This window comes from Methylosinus sp. LW3 (assembly GCF_000527115.1).
Lineage (GTDB): Bacteria > Pseudomonadota > Alphaproteobacteria > Rhizobiales > Beijerinckiaceae > Methylosinus.
Window position 1 is genome coordinate 1,332,452 of the sequence record NZ_AZUO01000001.1, and the last position, 14,719, is coordinate 1,347,170.

The window sequence follows — 14,719 nt, forward strand, 5'->3', positions numbered from 1 at the left end:
CCATATCCGCGAAGATCGTCATGGCGCGATCCTCCCGACCTCGGCGGCGAGCGCGACGATCTCGCGCGCCGCTGGCGTATCGTCGGCGAGCTCGCAGACGAGCCTGCCGGTCTGCGCGGCGTCGGCGAAAGCGATGCGTTGACCGATGGTGGCGGAGAGAGCTGGCGGATCATGATCGGCGAGCGTCTCGACCGTCTCGCGCGCGATGACGGTGCGTGCGGCGTAGCGGTTCAGGACGAAACGGGCGGCGAGCTGCGGGCGATAGATGCGCGCCTCGCCGAGCAACGCCAGCATCTCGGCCGACGCCCAGCCGTCGAAGGGCGACGGCTGCACCGGGATCAGCGCCAGATCGGCGGCGAGCAGCGCCGAGCGCATCAGGCCGGCGACGCGCGGCGGACCATCGATGACGAGGTGGTCGACGCCGCGGGCCAACTCGGGCGCCTCACGGTGGAGCGTGTCGCGCGGCAGGCCGACAACGGTGAACAGCCGAGGGAGATTCTCGCGCGCTCGCTGCTGTGACCAGTCCAACGCCGAGCCCTGAGGATCGGCGTCGATCAGCGTGACGCGCTTTCCTTGCCGAGCCCATTCGCCGGCGAGATGCAGGGCGAGCGTCGTCTTGCCGACGCCGCCCTTCTGGTTGAGCAGCGCGACGATCATGACGCGCGTCCTTCGCTTTCACCGAAAGGAAGAGGCGCTTCGGAAGTCGCATCGTCCGTAAAGCCGGATTTACGGAAAGTCGTATCAGGCGTATTCTTTTCAGACGGAGGTTTCGGTGTGCGGGAACGCTCCGATGAGTTTTCCACATTCGCCGGGCGCAAACAAAAGTTAGAGTCTATGTTAGACTCTAAGTTAGCAGCGCGGATTTTTCCTTCGGGCCATAGGGTTAGCTGGCCTTCGCGTTCCCGAAGTCCCGATAGGGCTGCTCCCGAAGTCCCGATACCATGTGTTCCCGAAGTCCCGAGCGTTTCCACAGGCTTATCCACAGGGGTTGTGGATAAGTCGATCGGCAGGATGCGAAGCAGCTCGCGCCGACCTTCGCGCTCGATCCGCAGGCGATAACCGGGGAGTGGTTGCCGGTGGACAATGAGTCGGATATCGAAGGCGAAACTTCTGAGCGTCGCGAGGCTGCCGGATTTTTGATGCAGATGCGGGATGTCGAAGGTCCAGCCCAACCTCTGCCGACCGGCGTGCTTGCGGGCCACGCGATAGAGCCAGCGCTCGACGCCGCCCGTCAGCCGGAAATAGGCAGGGTCGATGGCGAGCACCAGCGATCGGTCGACGACGCCACGGTAGAACCATTCCGGGAGAACGAATTCCATGCCTTCGACGCGGCCGTCGCGCGTCACGCATTCTTCCCATTCGTTGATCCAGGAGAACTGGCTGCGGCGCCAATGCTCGCCGTTGCGAATGGTGGTGCAGATGGCCGTCGATTGCAGGCGGGTGAGCGCACCCTTCAGGAGCTTGTAGTCGCGGGCGCCGGTCGCCCGTCCGACCGCCTTGAGGAGTTGATAGGGCGTGAAGCGGAGAAATCGGGAGGTCGTGAGGCCCTGGTTCTCGGCCTCGACAATCTGGCTCGCCGCCCAAATCAGCACGTCGGCGTCCCATATCGTCGCCATGCCGTGCTCGGGCATGGCGAAGACTTCCACGCGCGCGCCGGCCGCCTCGTAGAGGATCGGGGCCGTGCGCTTTGCCTTGGCGAGCGAGAAGAACGGCCGCTCCATGAGATCGCGCTGATCGCGAGGGGATGCGTCCCCCGTCGCGATGACGAAGGGGTGGAGCCGGCTTCGCTCGCTCGAGGTGGCGGGGAGGCGGCGCGACATGGCGGCGTCGCCTCAGCGGTGGAAGTTCAGGCGTGCGATGCGCACGCCAGTGTCGACGCGGACGGCGTCGCGCGCTTCGACATATTGCGGGTCGGACGTGGAGCGGCAGGCGGCCCCATCGGCCCAAGCCTGCAGATCTTCGATCGCATAGACGACGCGCCCGCCGAGCTTGCGGAAAGTCGGGCCGGCGCCGTGACAGCGGTATTTTTCGAGCGTGCGCGCGGAGAGGCTGAGCATTCGCGCGGCTTCATGCGTCCGGACGAAGCGCGTGGCGCCCTCGGGTGATTTGTCGCGCAAGAGACGCCTCCGTAGCGGTGAGGTGCGCCGCAGGGAGGTCGCGGCGTTTCGAGATCACCGTGGCGGAGAAGACAAGCGCAGGGGGAGGACGAAGTTTTGAGGCCGGTCCGTGTCCCCCTTCGGCGAGGCGCACGCTGGGATGTCCTAGGAAACGGAGAATGCAGAAGGTTCATCAGCCGCCGCGCAGCAGCCGCTTGTAGCCGCCGTTCATCAGCGCGATGGAATCATGGATGAGACGGTTCGCCTTGCGGCGCGTCGCCGAGCTCTTCCACTCGAGCGCGGGAAGCGCAGCGTCCTCGGTGTCGATCAGGGCCGCGGCGATGTCGCGTGGCCCTGCGCCGCCGAGCCGGAAATCCAGCGCGTGCAGCAACAGGATGAGACGCGCGCGTCGCTGCGCGGTCAATTGTAGCGCGCGAGGTAGCGGCCCTGCCGCCCCGCCCTGAAGGAGCCGAACGAGCCGGGACGCGCTTTCGAGCCGGATTTCGAGTGACGCGTCGAGCGGCAAAATGATCGCGGGACGGTGCGGCGCGCCTTCGTTCATCCAGACATGAATCTCGCTTCGGGCGTCGCCAATTACGACCCGCCTGTCGCCGTCGTCGAACCTGTCGGCGACGACGTAGCCGAGGGCCGTCGGATCGAAGGTCCCGTTCGCCGTGAAGCGGGGCGGCGCCGAAGCGATGATCAGCGTGCCGGGGTCGATCTCAGGGAGCCAAAGTACCGGCTCCGTTCCTGCCGGCGATTCCGGGTCATGAGCGAAACTGCAACCCCCAGCGACGCGCGAGGCTCGAAAGCGCGGTCGCTTCGTCGACGGCCCCGCGCTCGATCCGCTTCAGCGTCTCGCGATAATCCTGGCGATATTTGGGGTTCCGACGCAGGAATTCGAGCGCGAAACCGGAAGGATCCAGGTCGTTCAATTGCTTGATAGAATCAAGAGATTTCCAAAAATTCGTCGGCATGAAGCGCTCCTCGGCTTGGCCTCGTAGCTCGAGCGGCGGTCTCGACGATTCCGGAATGGCAGAACCAAAACTAGCCCAAAGGGCTGCATCGCGTGCCGCGAGCGCCCATGACGTTTTTGTGGCAGGCGAGCAGAGAGATTATTGCGGGCGCGTGCCCAAGAGCTGCCGATAGCCGGCTGCGGACATCCATCTCGCCCTGGTCAAATGGCTCTCATGGACGATCTTCGCCCGTTCTGGCTCGCGCTCCGGGTCGATCCCGAAAATCACCGCGACGACCTCTCGCCAATCGGCGCCTTCTTCGGCGGCGTCCAGCAGTTGCAGGTAGGTCGTGAGGTGACGCTCGTCGTAAGCGTTCACATGCTCGGTGAGAGGCGGACGATCTTCGAAGGCTGGCGTGCTCATTGAGGACCTGCCTGTCGCTCTATGCCGGCGAATTCATGGCTAGACGACGGGATTATATCCCAGGATTGGTTGGCATTCTATTCCGACGGTGATGCAATCGGCGCATCGCGTTGTTCGGTGGAAATGCAGACTCGCAGGTTTGGCAAAGGCCGAGCGTAGCGTGGTCACCGACGAATAGGAACGTTCATTCCTGGAATGAACGTTCTTGACTCGGTTTCCATGCCTCGATGGAGATCGAGGAGGTCATAGCGACGAATGTGCGTCGCCTGCGTAATGCCAGGAAATGGACGCAGGAAGCGCTCGCCGAGAAGGCACAGCTGAGCTCTCGGTATGTCGGTGCGATCGAGCGCGCCAATGTGTCGGCGAGAGTGAACATCATAGGTCGGATCGCCGATGCTTTCGGCGTAGAGCCCGCCGAGCTTCTCAAGCGCAGCAAGCCGAGAATTCGGGGCTGAACTCGCCAGACGACAGAAGGCCGGCCGGAACCGGCGCGACGTCTATTTGGCACCAAAAAAGTGGAAATTGGCCGTAACGGCCTTTTGGCTCCGCTCCTCAAGTCGGTCATTCAGACGCCAATTCTCCAAAGCGGACGTAGGCATTCTATTCACTGCGTGCGGCGTCACTGTTCCTGCCGTCTATGCAGTTGCAGGGCAGCACGCATCAAGGTCCGGAATGCGCTGGATGTGCGCAGGGCTTGGATCAGCTGTATCTCCAAGTCTTCCAACGAAGCATTCGACGACTCGCCGCCTTGGAGTAGGCGCTCGGCCTTGGCCCTGAGCTTGCTCGAAAGCGGAGCTTTGCCGGCGATCACCTTAGACAAATGCGCCTGGTGGATTCCCAAGGCTGTCGCCAACTCGGCCTGCGTCAACTCGTCCTTCCGCTGACGCGCTACCAGAGCCGCGATGATCGAGTGGTCCTTGTTTGTCATATGCATTGCATATATGCTTTGCATATAGGAGGGCAATGCCATGCATCATCGTCGTTTCGAACCCGAGGACGAGGTCGTCCCAGGCGTGCGATATGGTCGCCAGGAATGGGTCCCGACACCGGCCTTCTGGGCGGCCATGGCCGACCTCGAGGGCGACGAGGTGGATGACTACGTCAGCCCGAGGGGAACACCTCTGGCCGAGGACCTCGCATTCTGCCTCCTGGGCGGATACGGGGTGAAGATGGAGCTGAACCGCGCCGCGTGGGAGCGGCTAGACGAGGCCGGAGCACTGCGGGCCATTGATGTCCCAAGCGCAGCCGAGTTTGAGGCCTTACTCAGCGAGCCTCTTCGGGTGAATGGCAGGCTGCAGAAATACCGCTATCCGAGGCAGAGAGCCGGACGCCTGCACGTCGCGCTCAAGTTCCTTCGGGACAGCCCTCCCGACACGAACGATCCGATCGCATTTCGAAACAGGATGATGGAGTTGCCCGGCATTGGCCCCAAGACGGCGTCCTGGATAGTCAGGAACCATATCGGCAGCGACGAGGTGGCGATCTTGGATGTGCATGTCCTGCGTGCAGGTATAATGATCGGCCTCTTCCCCGAGACATACCGGCTTCCGCGCGACTACGAGTCGTTGGAGCGCAAATTCCTCAACTTCGCCCGGGCTCTGCAGGTTCGAGCATCAGTACTCGACGCTATCATGTGGCGGGAAATGCGCGTTTTGTTCAGTTGACTCTTTTCTTGCACCCCACTGCAGCTATGATTTAGGTGAGGGGGTGATTCTATGTCCAGCAAGAAAACGCCTACAAGGCCATCGTCTCAGGCTGGCAATGAAGGGGCGGCAGCCTCTGCAGGTAAGAACGTCGATGAGTGCGACCTAGTGATAGACGTGGACCTTGAGGGCATTCGTCTGCCCCGTCTGGCGCGACTGAAGACCGGCGATCTGCTCAAGGTCGAGCTGAAAGCCGAGGGGCCGTACCCGACCGTCATCTGCGTGGACGCCGAAGGAGAGATCGTGGGAGCCTTGTCTGCGTTCCTGAACCTGGTGCAGCTCATAAGGTGCCTTCGGGCCGGCGTGAAATACCAAGTGGGAGTCACTCAGCTTCGTCCGGGTGGTTGCCACGTCGTCGGGAGCCGCGTGGCCTGATGATCGTCGCAGGTGGCATCTACCGCGAGGAGTGCATTCGCCCAGCTTGGTCGCGCATATTCGGTTCTGGAGGCAGAGCTGCAGCCGCGGTCTCGCTTCTGTCACCCGGCACACGGCTCGTCGGATACGCCTGTGAGCAATGGGTGGAGGACGCAGAGCACTCGATCGCCGCCTTCGGCGTGACCGCCGAGATCCGGCCTATCCGCGAGGACATCGCATTCCACTACCTGCACCCACTCTCCCAGGCCGAACTTACCGGCGCTCCGAGTGCCCGCTATGACTCCTTGCAAGCCACAGGGGACACGGTGCTTCGGTTCGGCTTCGTGGAAGGCGATGCGCAGGTCGACGCCAAGCGCGTGATCTTCGATCCTCAGAACGCCGACGAGGTTCTTCGCTTCAGGGACAATGGCTCGAGGGCGGAATCGCTGGCGATCGTCCTCAACGAGTTGGAGTTGAAGCTTGCGACGGGTAACGCTGGCGAAGAAGGCGTTCGAGGATTGATGCGGCATTCCGGAGCATCGGTCGTGGTCGTAAAGCGTGGGCCGCGGGGAGCAACGGTGTTCGCCAAAGACGCTTTCGCACAGGTCCCCGCCTATGCGGCAAACTCGGTCTTCAAGATCGGATCTGGGGACGTGTTCAGCGCGATCTTCGCTCAGCGCTGGGGCGAGGCGGACGAAGACCCAGTGATTGCGGCAGACAGAGCGTCCCGCGCGGTCTCACGTTATGTGGAGACGCGAAACACGCAAGTGGATCTTTCCCAACTCACCGAGGCCCTGCCAAAACCAGCGCCTGATCCAGCGAGCACGATCTATCTGGCCGCGCCATTCTTCACCTTGGCCCAGCGCTGGATGGTGGAGGAAGCGCGCAGATGCCTCATGTCCCTTGGCGCGAGCGTCTTCTCGCCCATTCATGACGTCGGATCACATGGGGGTGCCGAGTACATCGCCATGCGCGACCTCGACGGATTGGCGCAATGCTCGGTGGTGCTCGCGCTACTGGACGGCGAAGATGCCGGGACCCTGTTCGAGGTCGGTCATGCGCGCCGGCACGGCATACCCGTCGTGGCGCTCGCTGAATCGCCGCGTCCGGAGAGCCTCACCATGCTCCAGGGTACTGGTTGCACGATCGTGTCGGACTTCTCGAGCGCCATCTACGAGGCGATCTGGGAGACCGCCCGATGAAGGCGCTGCTGATGTCCGGTGGGTTGGACTCGGCGGCGTTGGCGCATTGGCTGCGCCCGGACGTCTGCGTGACGATCGATTACGGTCAGATTGCCGCCAAGGGTGAGATGGCCGCGGCGACCGCCCTTTGCGCCGCGATGGAGCTTGAGCATCGCCGTATATCCGTCGACCTCTCCTACCTTGGCTCTGGTTCCATGGCGGCGCGCCCGACGGCGCCGAGAGCGGCAGCGACGGAGTTCTGGCCCTACAGGAACCAGATGCTCGTCACTCTCGCCGCCATGTTGCTGATGCCCGAAGGCGTGACGCAGATCATGGTCGGAGCTGTGTCCACCGATCGCCATGCTGACGGCAAAGCGCGCTTCTTCCACGCCATGGATCGCGTGCTCGCACTTCAGGAGGGCGGTGTACGAGTCATTGCACCGGCACGCCGTCTTTCGACGCCGTCGCTGTTGCGCAAGTCAGCTTTCCCGTACGACCTGATAGGGCTAACGTTCTCTTGCCACGTCCACGAGTTCGCATGCGGTCAATGTGGTGGGTGTCTTAAGCACCGTGAATGCGTCGACGCAGTCTATCGCAGAACGGATGAGCAGGTAATTTGATGGGAGGATACGCGCCCGATCAGATCAAGAAAACGAAAGGCGGCGCTGCGCCACCTACAATCGTTGGCGATGGATGCGATCTCGCATTCCAGACCGACCTCGTGGGCGTGCAATCCCGCATCAGCGGCGGGCTCAACAAGAACGACGAGCTCGTGATCAGCCTTCACGTCCAGGGCAGCATCAGAAGCGTCGTCTGTGAAACCAAAGCTGGCGCCGTCGTCGGAACCCTGGCTGCATTTCGTGGTTTGTCCCGGCTGATCGGTTGCCTGGAACAAGGCGTGGGCTATGTCGCCGTCGTCGAGGCCGCATCCTTCTCCCGCTGCTCGGTCAAGGTGTTCCGTCGATGATCTCCATTGCAGGCGGTGTTTATGCCGAACGATGCAAATATCCGGCCTGGGACCAGATTTACGGCTCCGGGCTGAGGGCCGCGATCGCCGTGAGTTCCTTGTCGGACGCGGTACGCTTGCACGCATACGTGCCCCGCGAATGGGTAGAAGACGTCCAGTTGACCTTGGCCAGTTTCGGTGTGGTCGGGAATCTTCACGAGTCCGAGCATCCGATGACATTCGAGTATCTGCATGCTTTCCTGCGGAAAGAGCTGCCCGAGCGGCCGCAGAAACCTTATCCCGATCTCTCGGTGCAGGACGAGGTAGTACTGCGGTTCGGCATGATGGAAGGGGATGCCTGCGTCAAAGGCGACCGGGTAGTCTACGATCCTCAATTGCCTAACGCTTTATTTTATTCCAACGGATCGATTGCCGGCTCGTTGGCGATGATCGTAGGTGGCTGGGAACTCCCTGGCACGGCGGCAGTCCTCGCCCGAAGAAGATCAGAGGGCAAACCACAGAGCCTCATGCCAGACGAAGGCACTCTTCTCCAAGCAATCATAGCGCTACGCGATTCTCCGCAGCCACCGCAAGTCGTCTTGGTGAAGGACGGTCTGGGCGGCTTGATTGTTTTTCAAGGTGACCAGCCAGTGTGGGTTCCAAGCTACGCGGCCGAGAGCTTTTTCCGAATCGGTTCCGGCGACGTCACCGCAGCGGCATTCGCGCATGCTTGGGGTGAGTCGGGTTGGGATCCTGTAGACGCGGCCCACTACGCAGCCCGCTGCACGGCGCACTTCGTGGAGGGACCTCGCCTCCCGCTCCCGAGCGCTGCTGAGGTGCGTGGCCGAATGCCCAACATAGCTCGTCGCGAAGAGATCCGCATCGTGGGCTTAGGTGACTTCGAACTGCACGCACTGGTCCTCGAGACACAGTCATGGCTGAGCTATCTCGGCGGCACCGTGAGCCACGTGAAATTTGGATTGGATGACCTCGACTCCAAAGTCCATGAGGGCATCGACCTCTTGCTGGTCGGATCAAGATGCTCGCAGAGAGAACTCGAAGCCGCTGCAAGAGCTGGTCTTCAGCCAACAGTAGTCTTTTGGCCCTCTGCCGATGCACGTTCTTCACTTGTCTATTTCCCGGGTGCAGTGGTGGCTCAGGACTATGCGACAGCGCTCTATCACGTCATGAGAAGCCCTGAACGATGAGACCACCTCAGTTCAGGGGCGGCGCTGAAGAAGCGGCTTCGCGCAGCAACAGCTCGACCAAGAATGGAAAGTCGACGGAGGATTTCGTTCGGGAGGCTCATGACCGATGGATCGAGTTCATCGAATTCATCGATGCACGCGCTCACACGCGGTGGGTGTTTCGAGGCAGCGCATCGCGCAGTCATCGGTTCGTGCCGTCCGTGGGTCGTAAGGCCGACACCTATTCCCCTTTGAACGAAGAACGCCTTTTCCGCGCGTTTCAGAGATCGGCGGACACGATGGTAGGTGCACGCCCCATGTCCGACTGGGATTGGCTGGCCGTTGCGCAGCACCATGGTCTACCCACTCGATTGCTGGACTGGTCAACCAATCCCCTGGTCGCCTGCTTCTTCGCCGTGGCGAGCCTTCCCATGGGAGAAGACGCCGTCGTGCATGCCTATAGCATTCCCGACGATGACATCATCGACCCGAAGAAGAACAAAGATCCATTCTCTATCGACCGTGTGATGTTCCTGTTGCCTTCGAAATCCGTGAGCCGAATTGTGAACCAACGCGGGTTGTTCTCAGTACACAATCAACCTAACGTGCCTTGGGACTCACCGAAGATGAACGAGTTCGTTATACCCGCGCCGATGCGGGCGCGGTTTCGGCGGGGATTGTTCAAAATGGGCATCGATCACAGCCACATCTATCCAGACTTGGGAGGCCTGTGCGAGACCTTGAAGTGGCGGTACGAAGCCGGCATCGGCATCGGTGACCCAATGATCGGGTGATAGGATGGACCAGTTGAAAGCTCTTCGAGAGAGCATCGTAGCCGCCGTGAAGGCCACGGAACTCACGGAGACCGAAGCCTGGCAGGACCTGTCTGCCCTATCGTCGAACACATACGTCGACACCATCGAAACCTTTGACGACGAAGTCCGGATCGACGGCGACCGATTTGAGGGGCCCCTGACATGGCATGTCACCCTGCATTATGGGCAGGTTGCGTCCGAGGATGAGCTCATCATCTCGGACAGCTTCCCAGGGAGTTTCCAGGGACGTCTCGAGGAAGGCGTTCCAGTGATCGAACGTATGTTGGCCGAAGTGTCATCCTTTTTTAAATGATGCTCGCATGGCGGCGTCGCCTCTCAGTTAAGTCGTGCTCCCAAACCGGACGTTCCGAACTCCGCCTTAGAGCCATATTTTGTTTTCGTGGAGCGCAAAGCACGCTCGGTTGCAGGGCACGCGCCCCGCCGGGAAGGCGGGGCGCGATATCGGTCAGTCGCCGTTGCGGCGGCTCGGGCGGGACCAAATCAAGCTGTAGCCTTCGCCGTTCTCGTCGTCGAAAAGGTTTGCGAAGATCGGGGCGGTAAAGCTCGGATCGTCGAGCTTGATACCGAGATAGTCGCGGCCCTCGTTGGAGCGCTTGGACCAGGCGGCGCCGATCTCAATTCTTCCGACATACACGCGATGGCTGGGCGCATTCTCGCCGGAGCGGCTGGTTTCGGGGATGATGCGAACGTTCTTCGCCTGGACGGAAAGGGTGACGATTTCGCCGGTGAACTCGTTGTTGCCGGTCTTCTTGAAGGTGCCGATGGTCGCCATTTTGAATTCTCCTCGATCTGAAGTTCCGAGTCCGCGCCATTGCGGCCTCGATGGCGATCGAAAGGCCGGAGGCGATCGACGCGGCATCGCTCGCGACCGCAGCGTCAGCGGAGGATGGCGCGAGAGCGACTTTGTTGTCTCGCGAGGAATGGCGGCGCAGCCGTCAGGGGAAGAAAGTCGATCGGCGCCATTGCCGCATAGGCGATCGAGGCGTAGCCGGCCTTCGGCCAGATCCGCCCATCAAAGAGGCCGTTATGGAGCGCTTGGCCTGAAGGGATCGGGGCGAATTCGGCGACGGCATGCGACCGCAAAGATTCGGCGACGAGTGCCGACGATGATGACGATCCTCTGTCCGGCTTTAAAATTTCGTCATCGTCGCTTCCGAGCCGCTTATCGCAATGCCTCCGACCCCGCTGATTGTCGGACGCCGTGAGATCGCTCTCGCCGAAGGATTGCTCCGAGGGGCATCACAATTTCGACCGCCTCGCCACGAGGATTCGAACTCGCCGCCGTAATAGCCGCCGTGTGTCACGACGAATAACGCGGAGAGATGCAGATCGACATGCGCCCACAGGAGCGGCTGCAACGGCGTCAGGCCCGCGCGAGACGCGCTTCTTCCCGCCCCGGCGGGGCGGTCCCGGCGATGCGGATCAAAGCGGTGACGCCGACTACGACCGCGCCGACGAGCGAAAAAATCATCTGCCATGTCGCGGAGGGCATAGCCATCTGGGCAATTCCGTGCGTGGCGTAATAGCCGGCGACCGTCGCCGGCGCAGCATAGACGAGTAAGATGGCGAGCCGGAGCCAGGTCCAGGGAACGAAAGCGAGCGCCAATTGCCCGACGCCAAACGTCACGCCTGCGGCGATGACGCCGACGACCGCGCCGCCGAGCCAGCCGGCGCCCGTGTGAAAAGCCCAGGCGCCGAGCGTCAGGCCGGCGTAAAAGGGGAGCGCGAAGACGGCGAGCGTGAACAGCAGCCAGCAGAAGAAGCCGATGCCGGCGATGACGAGCAGAGGTCCGAAGATGATCATGGCGGTGGTCTCCGTGAGACAAAGGTCTGACGAGCGCGCCTTCCACCACCGCCACGGCGCAGCGGCGAGTCTAGCCGGAAAGATAAGACAGGGCGAGCGAAAAACCCCGCGGATTTTCGCCGCTCATGGCCGCAGGTATCTTCATGGCTGGAAGGGATCGAATTCATGCACGATGGCGGCGGGATCGCCGTCATATTCGGTCGACGGCATGACGCCGTAGTCTCCCGCGCCGTCATGGAAGACGACGACGCAGATCATGAGGGTGTTGGCGAGATCCCAACCGCGAGCGTGGGCGAATGTGAGGTTTCGAGACATCGATCGGCTCCTGTGCTGAGGCGAGGGCCATCCCCGCGCGACAGGCGCCCGATGTGTCCGGCCGATGGCCGCGATCACCGCGCAGGTGAAACCGAAGCGGCGGCACGCTCGCGTAGCCGACCCCTCGAGGGTTGATGGCGTCAGGCCATCGGTCGGATAGAGGATCAGCGCCAATCAGAGCGGGGTGGCGCTCGCCGACAGGAGTCGATTGCTTCGAAATCATGAAGCCCCGTCGCGGATCGCGCGAACCTCGTCTATTGTCGGCCGACCACAGTGCATCTGCGGAGCGAACGGCTCGGGAGGTCGGCATGACGGAGTTCACGGGGCGAGATCTCCATCTCGTGAAGAAGGCGACTCGCCGTCGCGGCGCTGGCGATCGAGGGCGCCCGGGCCGTTTCGGTCCGGCGTGGATTTGAGCGACATGAAGGCATTGCTCGATGAGATCATCGAGAACGACACGGAATTGGCGTATTGCACGCGCGGCGAGGATCGCCGTGATCGGCGCGCCCGACTGGAATACGGCTTTACGGAAACGCGGTGACACGCTTTTGCGTTTCGGCGCATTTCCGGCTCTGTTGATCGGCGGCGCTCACGCGCCGCCTGCACCGAATTTCCAAACGGGGATTCCGAGCTTGCGCGCCTTATCGGCGAGGTTCTCCTGGATGCCGGTTCCGGGAAAGACGATGACGCCGATAGGCAGGATTTCCAGCATCGCGTCGTTGCGCTTGAAGGGCGCGGCCTTCGCGTGCTTGGTCCAGTCGGGCTTGAATGCGATCTGCGGAACCTTGCGGTGATCGGCCCAGCGGGCGGCGATCCGTTCGGCGCCTTTCGGACTGCCGCCATGCAGCAGCACCATGTCGGGATGCTTGGCGTGAACCTGGTCGAGCTTGGCCCAGATCAGGCGATGGTCATTGAAGTCGAGGCCTCCGGTGACGGCGATCTTCGGACCGGGGGGCAACAGCACCTCGCTTTCGGAGCGCTTCTTCGCTGCGAGAAAGTCCCGGCTGTCGATCATCGCCGAGGTGAGATTGCGGTGATTGACCATCGATCCGCCGCGCGGTCGCCAGGACGATCCGGTGTGGCGCTCGTAATGCTCGGCGGCCTGGTCGCGCATCAGCTCGAAAGCGTCCCGGCGCTCGAGGAGCGTCTGACCTTCCGCGGTGAGGCGCTCCAGCTCGACGGATTTCACCTCGCCGCCGTCCTGCTCGCGCTGCGAGCGGCGTTGCGCCTGCTCATTGTCGTCGAGCTCGCGCTCGATCCGCTCCACGGCGCGGTGAAAGAGATTGACGGTCGACCAGAGCAAATCGCCGAGATCCGGCTCGAGGCGGGTGTCCTGCAATGCCGCGATCAGCGCGTCGAAAATGTCGGCGACGGCGCCCGAGACGATGCGCCCTTCCGGCAATGGCCTCGGATCGGGTTCGTCCTGAAAGGGGCGATAGCCATAGAGCTGGAGCTCCTGGAGGATATGGTCGGTCGGGGATGACGCGTGCGGCGGCTCGTGGCGGTCATCGTCGCGATCGGTGATCATGGCGCTTCCTTTCGTCGGATCGACCGCGCCCATCGCGGCCTTCATGGCGACGAAAGCGGCGGGCGGAGCGGACCTGCACCCGCAGCGAAGCGAAGGGCCGGAGCGTAGCGGAGGACGGCGGAGGCCGGCTATTTTGTCTCGCGATGGAAAGCGGCCGCAGGCTGCGCCGGAAAATAGCCGGCCGCAGCCGTTGCCGATCCGAGCCGCCTGCCGATCGATCGCCCTCTGAAGAAGGCCGTGGGGGCGGACCTCTCCGACAGTTCAGGAAACGTCATCATCAACGTGACGTAAATCCGCCGGCGGCGAGCCTCCGCCCTTCAGCCCGAGCCTATGCCGCCAGCTCCATGAAGCGCGCGACGTCCTGCGGGGCGATCTGCACACGTAACGCGGCCCGGAGCGCATCGATGCCGAGCTGCCGTAGATCTTCGTTGAAGTCGCCCATCGCCGGAGACAGCACGATCGCCTCGATTCCGAGCTGCCGAGCCCGGTCGATCAACGCCGTCACCGCGCCATCGCCGGCCGGATCGTCGTCTCGCGCGATGTAGAGCCGGCGCAATGCGTCGGAGAAGAGGATGGCGGAGAGGTGTGCCGCGGACAGAGCCGCGGCCATCGGCATGGTCGGAAGCGCCGATCGCAGCGACAGAACGGTTTCGATGCCTTCGCCCGCCGCCAAGACCTCGCCCGCCACGCCGAAGCGGACCGCATGGCCATTGAGATCGCCCATCGCCCGTCGCGGCGTTTCGATCGGCGCCTTTCCGAGCGTCGTCTCCGAGAAGCCGCGAGGATCGAGCCAGGTGCGATGCACGCCGGTCAGGCGCCCGTCGAGGTCCGTGACGGAGGCGATCATGGCCGGCCAGATTTCGGTCGGGGAATGCTCGTCCGGCCGGTGATAGCAGCGCGGATGAAAGCGGAGCGATGCGGTTTCGTGCAAAGCCGTAATGCCGCGATTGCGCAGATACGCTTCGGCGAGAGTCCCGGAAATCGGCTGCGACATGGCGAAAAGCCGTCTTGCCGACTCCCGCGAGTCCGCAGTTGTCGAAGGTGATTTCGTCCTCTTCTTCATCGGCTCCGACTCAGGGCGCGATAGTCTCAGGAACGAGCGCGCCTCGTCCACAGTTTCCTTGAATTCGGCGAAGCCGCAACTCTCCTGGATGACGTCGAGCAGATCGCCGTGCTCGCCGGTCGCGGCGTCGGTCCATTTGCCGGCGGCCCCCTTGCCGCTCTTCGTCCCCATCAGCCGGACGAACATGGAGCGACCCGGCGTGTTCCGAACATCGCCCACCAGCCAATACTGGCCTTCGCGATGTCCGTTGTGGAGATAATGACGGCACACCGCCTCGGCCTGACGGCCGAGACGCTGCGCGAGATCGGAGGCGTCGGGACAGGCCAT

Annotated in this window: 21 protein-coding genes; 9 read left to right on the forward strand and 12 right to left on the reverse strand. The window is 62.6% G+C overall.

The window, feature by feature from the left end:
* Positions 1 to 18: 18 nt before the first annotated feature.
* The 6 genes from parA to METLW3_RS0106695 all read right to left on the reverse strand — a co-directional run bounded on the left by parA (position 19) and on the right by METLW3_RS0106695 (position 3,475).
* Positions 19 to 657 (reverse strand): ParA family partition ATPase, encoded by a 639-nt coding sequence (gene parA, locus METLW3_RS0106670; RefSeq protein WP_024879191.1) that lies wholly within the window; start codon positions 655 to 657, stop codon positions 19 to 21.
* Positions 654 to 1,820 carry a replication initiator protein A gene (locus tag METLW3_RS0106675; protein ID WP_024879192.1) on the reverse strand — a complete coding sequence of 389 codons (1,167 nt, stop codon included), beginning with the start codon at positions 1,818 to 1,820 and terminating at the stop codon, positions 654 to 656. The genes parA and METLW3_RS0106675 overlap by 4 nt, the downstream gene beginning before the upstream one ends.
* Positions 1,821 to 1,832: 12 nt before the next feature.
* Positions 1,833 to 2,057 (reverse strand): DNA-binding protein, encoded by a 225-nt coding sequence (locus METLW3_RS0106680; protein ID WP_245267440.1) that lies wholly within the window; start codon positions 2,055 to 2,057, stop codon positions 1,833 to 1,835.
* 232 nt (positions 2,058 to 2,289) lie between these two features.
* Entirely contained in the window at positions 2,290 to 2,658 is a 369-nt protein-coding gene (locus tag METLW3_RS27400; RefSeq protein ID WP_084484793.1) for a DUF2285 domain-containing protein, read from the reverse strand.
* 205 nt (positions 2,659 to 2,863) lie between these two features.
* Positions 2,864 to 3,073, reverse strand: coding sequence for a DUF6499 domain-containing protein (locus METLW3_RS0106690; RefSeq protein WP_024879195.1), 210 nt, complete (start codon positions 3,071 to 3,073; stop codon positions 2,864 to 2,866).
* Positions 3,074 to 3,211: 138 nt separating this feature from the next.
* Entirely contained in the window at positions 3,212 to 3,475 is a 264-nt protein-coding gene (locus METLW3_RS0106695) for a DUF2285 domain-containing protein (protein WP_024879196.1), read from the reverse strand.
* A gap of 227 nt (positions 3,476 to 3,702) precedes the next feature.
* Between METLW3_RS0106695 and METLW3_RS0106700 the strand changes: the two genes are divergently transcribed.
* Positions 3,703 to 3,930: a helix-turn-helix transcriptional regulator gene (locus METLW3_RS0106700; RefSeq protein ID WP_024879197.1), complete on the forward strand. Its 228-nt coding sequence runs from the start codon at positions 3,703 to 3,705 to the stop codon at positions 3,928 to 3,930.
* A 164-nt stretch (positions 3,931 to 4,094) separates the two neighbouring features.
* On the opposite strand, the gene METLW3_RS0106705 is transcribed toward METLW3_RS0106700, so the two are convergent.
* Positions 4,095 to 4,445 carry a helix-turn-helix transcriptional regulator gene (locus METLW3_RS0106705; RefSeq protein WP_024879198.1) on the reverse strand — a complete coding sequence of 117 codons (351 nt, stop codon included), beginning with the start codon at positions 4,443 to 4,445 and terminating at the stop codon, positions 4,095 to 4,097.
* Between METLW3_RS0106705 and METLW3_RS0106710 the strand changes: the two genes are divergently transcribed.
* From METLW3_RS0106710 to METLW3_RS0106745, 8 genes are read left to right on the forward strand one after another with little or no spacing between them, the layout of a single operon-like run.
* Complete coding sequence (locus METLW3_RS0106710) at positions 4,444 to 5,139, forward strand: hypothetical protein (RefSeq protein WP_036308714.1); 696 nt, start codon at positions 4,444 to 4,446, stop codon at positions 5,137 to 5,139. The two genes, METLW3_RS0106705 and METLW3_RS0106710, sit on opposite strands and share 2 nt — an antisense overlap.
* Before the next feature lie 51 nt (positions 5,140 to 5,190).
* Positions 5,191 to 5,553, forward strand: coding sequence for a hypothetical protein (locus METLW3_RS25225; protein ID WP_024879200.1), 363 nt, complete (start codon positions 5,191 to 5,193; stop codon positions 5,551 to 5,553).
* Complete coding sequence (locus METLW3_RS0106720) at positions 5,553 to 6,734, forward strand: PfkB family carbohydrate kinase (protein WP_024879201.1); 1,182 nt, start codon at positions 5,553 to 5,555, stop codon at positions 6,732 to 6,734. The genes METLW3_RS25225 and METLW3_RS0106720 overlap by 1 nt, the downstream gene beginning before the upstream one ends.
* On the forward strand, positions 6,731 to 7,333 hold the full coding sequence (locus METLW3_RS0106725; RefSeq protein ID WP_024879202.1) for a 7-cyano-7-deazaguanine synthase: 603 nt from the start codon (positions 6,731 to 6,733) through the stop codon (positions 7,331 to 7,333). Before METLW3_RS0106720 ends, METLW3_RS0106725 begins: the two co-directional genes overlap by 4 nt.
* A complete protein-coding gene (locus METLW3_RS0106730; RefSeq protein WP_024879203.1) occupies positions 7,333 to 7,680 on the forward strand; it encodes a hypothetical protein in 348 nt (115 codons plus the stop codon). Before METLW3_RS0106725 ends, METLW3_RS0106730 begins: the two co-directional genes overlap by 1 nt.
* Positions 7,677 to 8,867: a hypothetical protein gene (locus tag METLW3_RS25230; RefSeq protein WP_024879204.1), complete on the forward strand. Its 1,191-nt coding sequence runs from the start codon at positions 7,677 to 7,679 to the stop codon at positions 8,865 to 8,867. The genes METLW3_RS0106730 and METLW3_RS25230 overlap by 4 nt, the downstream gene beginning before the upstream one ends.
* On the forward strand, positions 8,864 to 9,640 hold the full coding sequence (locus METLW3_RS0106740; protein ID WP_024879205.1) for an FRG domain-containing protein: 777 nt from the start codon (positions 8,864 to 8,866) through the stop codon (positions 9,638 to 9,640). The genes METLW3_RS25230 and METLW3_RS0106740 overlap by 4 nt, the downstream gene beginning before the upstream one ends.
* A 4-nt stretch (positions 9,641 to 9,644) precedes the next feature.
* Positions 9,645 to 9,974: a hypothetical protein gene (locus METLW3_RS0106745; RefSeq protein WP_024879206.1), complete on the forward strand. Its 330-nt coding sequence runs from the start codon at positions 9,645 to 9,647 to the stop codon at positions 9,972 to 9,974.
* A 153-nt stretch (positions 9,975 to 10,127) separates the two neighbouring features.
* Here METLW3_RS0106745 and METLW3_RS0106750 read toward each other — a convergent pair whose 3' ends face one another.
* The 5 genes from METLW3_RS0106750 to METLW3_RS0106785 all read right to left on the reverse strand — a co-directional run bounded on the left by METLW3_RS0106750 (position 10,128) and on the right by METLW3_RS0106785 (position 14,719).
* Entirely contained in the window at positions 10,128 to 10,454 is a 327-nt protein-coding gene (locus METLW3_RS0106750; protein WP_024879207.1) for a DUF736 domain-containing protein, read from the reverse strand.
* Positions 10,455 to 11,045: 591 nt separating this feature from the next.
* Positions 11,046 to 11,486: a hypothetical protein gene (locus METLW3_RS0106765; protein ID WP_024879210.1), complete on the reverse strand. Its 441-nt coding sequence runs from the start codon at positions 11,484 to 11,486 to the stop codon at positions 11,046 to 11,048.
* Between the two features lie 141 nt (positions 11,487 to 11,627).
* Complete coding sequence (locus METLW3_RS28725; RefSeq protein WP_185966392.1) at positions 11,628 to 11,801, reverse strand: hypothetical protein; 174 nt, start codon at positions 11,799 to 11,801, stop codon at positions 11,628 to 11,630.
* A gap of 589 nt (positions 11,802 to 12,390) precedes the next feature.
* On the reverse strand, positions 12,391 to 13,329 hold the full coding sequence (locus METLW3_RS0106780; protein ID WP_024879211.1) for a DUF2493 domain-containing protein: 939 nt from the start codon (positions 13,327 to 13,329) through the stop codon (positions 12,391 to 12,393).
* Between the two features lie 328 nt (positions 13,330 to 13,657).
* Positions 13,658 to 14,719 (reverse strand): toprim domain-containing protein, encoded by a 1,062-nt coding sequence (locus tag METLW3_RS0106785; protein ID WP_024879212.1) that lies wholly within the window; start codon positions 14,717 to 14,719, stop codon positions 13,658 to 13,660.

What these genes read in the sequence shown, in the direction of transcription:
- METLW3_RS0106780 (WP_024879211.1), bottom strand. Translation starts at nt 13,329, where the DNA reads ATGATCACCGATCGCGACGATGACCGCCACGAGCCGCCGCACGCGTCA.
- METLW3_RS0106700 (WP_024879197.1), top strand. Translation starts at nt 3,703, where the DNA reads ATGGAGATCGAGGAGGTCATAGCGACGAATGTGCGTCGCCTGCGTAAT.
- METLW3_RS25230 (WP_024879204.1), top strand. Translation starts at nt 7,677, where the DNA reads ATGATCTCCATTGCAGGCGGTGTTTATGCCGAACGATGCAAATATCCG.
- METLW3_RS28725 (WP_185966392.1), bottom strand. Translation starts at nt 11,801, where the DNA reads ATGTCTCGAAACCTCACATTCGCCCACGCTCGCGGTTGGGATCTCGCC.
- METLW3_RS0106750 (WP_024879207.1), bottom strand. Translation starts at nt 10,454, where the DNA reads ATGGCGACCATCGGCACCTTCAAGAAGACCGGCAACAACGAGTTCACC.
- METLW3_RS0106785 (WP_024879212.1), bottom strand. Translation starts at nt 14,719, where the DNA reads ATGGCCTGTCCCGACGCCTCCGATCTCGCGCAGCGTCTCGGCCGTCAG.
- METLW3_RS0106710 (WP_036308714.1), top strand. Translation starts at nt 4,444, where the DNA reads ATGCATCATCGTCGTTTCGAACCCGAGGACGAGGTCGTCCCAGGCGTG.
- METLW3_RS25225 (WP_024879200.1), top strand. Translation starts at nt 5,191, where the DNA reads ATGTCCAGCAAGAAAACGCCTACAAGGCCATCGTCTCAGGCTGGCAAT.
- METLW3_RS0106705 (WP_024879198.1), bottom strand. Translation starts at nt 4,445, where the DNA reads ATGGCATTGCCCTCCTATATGCAAAGCATATATGCAATGCATATGACA.
- METLW3_RS0106675 (WP_024879192.1), bottom strand. Translation starts at nt 1,820, where the DNA reads ATGTCGCGCCGCCTCCCCGCCACCTCGAGCGAGCGAAGCCGGCTCCAC.
- parA (WP_024879191.1), bottom strand. Translation starts at nt 657, where the DNA reads ATGATCGTCGCGCTGCTCAACCAGAAGGGCGGCGTCGGCAAGACGACG.
- METLW3_RS27400 (WP_084484793.1), bottom strand. Translation starts at nt 2,658, where the DNA reads ATGAACGAAGGCGCGCCGCACCGTCCCGCGATCATTTTGCCGCTCGAC.
- METLW3_RS0106745 (WP_024879206.1), top strand. Translation starts at nt 9,645, where the DNA reads ATGGACCAGTTGAAAGCTCTTCGAGAGAGCATCGTAGCCGCCGTGAAG.
- METLW3_RS0106730 (WP_024879203.1), top strand. Translation starts at nt 7,333, where the DNA reads ATGGGAGGATACGCGCCCGATCAGATCAAGAAAACGAAAGGCGGCGCT.
- METLW3_RS0106690 (WP_024879195.1), bottom strand. Translation starts at nt 3,073, where the DNA reads ATGCCGACGAATTTTTGGAAATCTCTTGATTCTATCAAGCAATTGAAC.
- METLW3_RS0106765 (WP_024879210.1), bottom strand. Translation starts at nt 11,486, where the DNA reads ATGATCATCTTCGGACCTCTGCTCGTCATCGCCGGCATCGGCTTCTTC.
- METLW3_RS0106720 (WP_024879201.1), top strand. Translation starts at nt 5,553, where the DNA reads ATGATCGTCGCAGGTGGCATCTACCGCGAGGAGTGCATTCGCCCAGCT.
- METLW3_RS0106680 (WP_245267440.1), bottom strand. Translation starts at nt 2,057, where the DNA reads ATGCTCAGCCTCTCCGCGCGCACGCTCGAAAAATACCGCTGTCACGGC.
- METLW3_RS0106695 (WP_024879196.1), bottom strand. Translation starts at nt 3,475, where the DNA reads ATGAGCACGCCAGCCTTCGAAGATCGTCCGCCTCTCACCGAGCATGTG.
- METLW3_RS0106740 (WP_024879205.1), top strand. Translation starts at nt 8,864, where the DNA reads ATGAGACCACCTCAGTTCAGGGGCGGCGCTGAAGAAGCGGCTTCGCGC.
- METLW3_RS0106725 (WP_024879202.1), top strand. Translation starts at nt 6,731, where the DNA reads ATGAAGGCGCTGCTGATGTCCGGTGGGTTGGACTCGGCGGCGTTGGCG.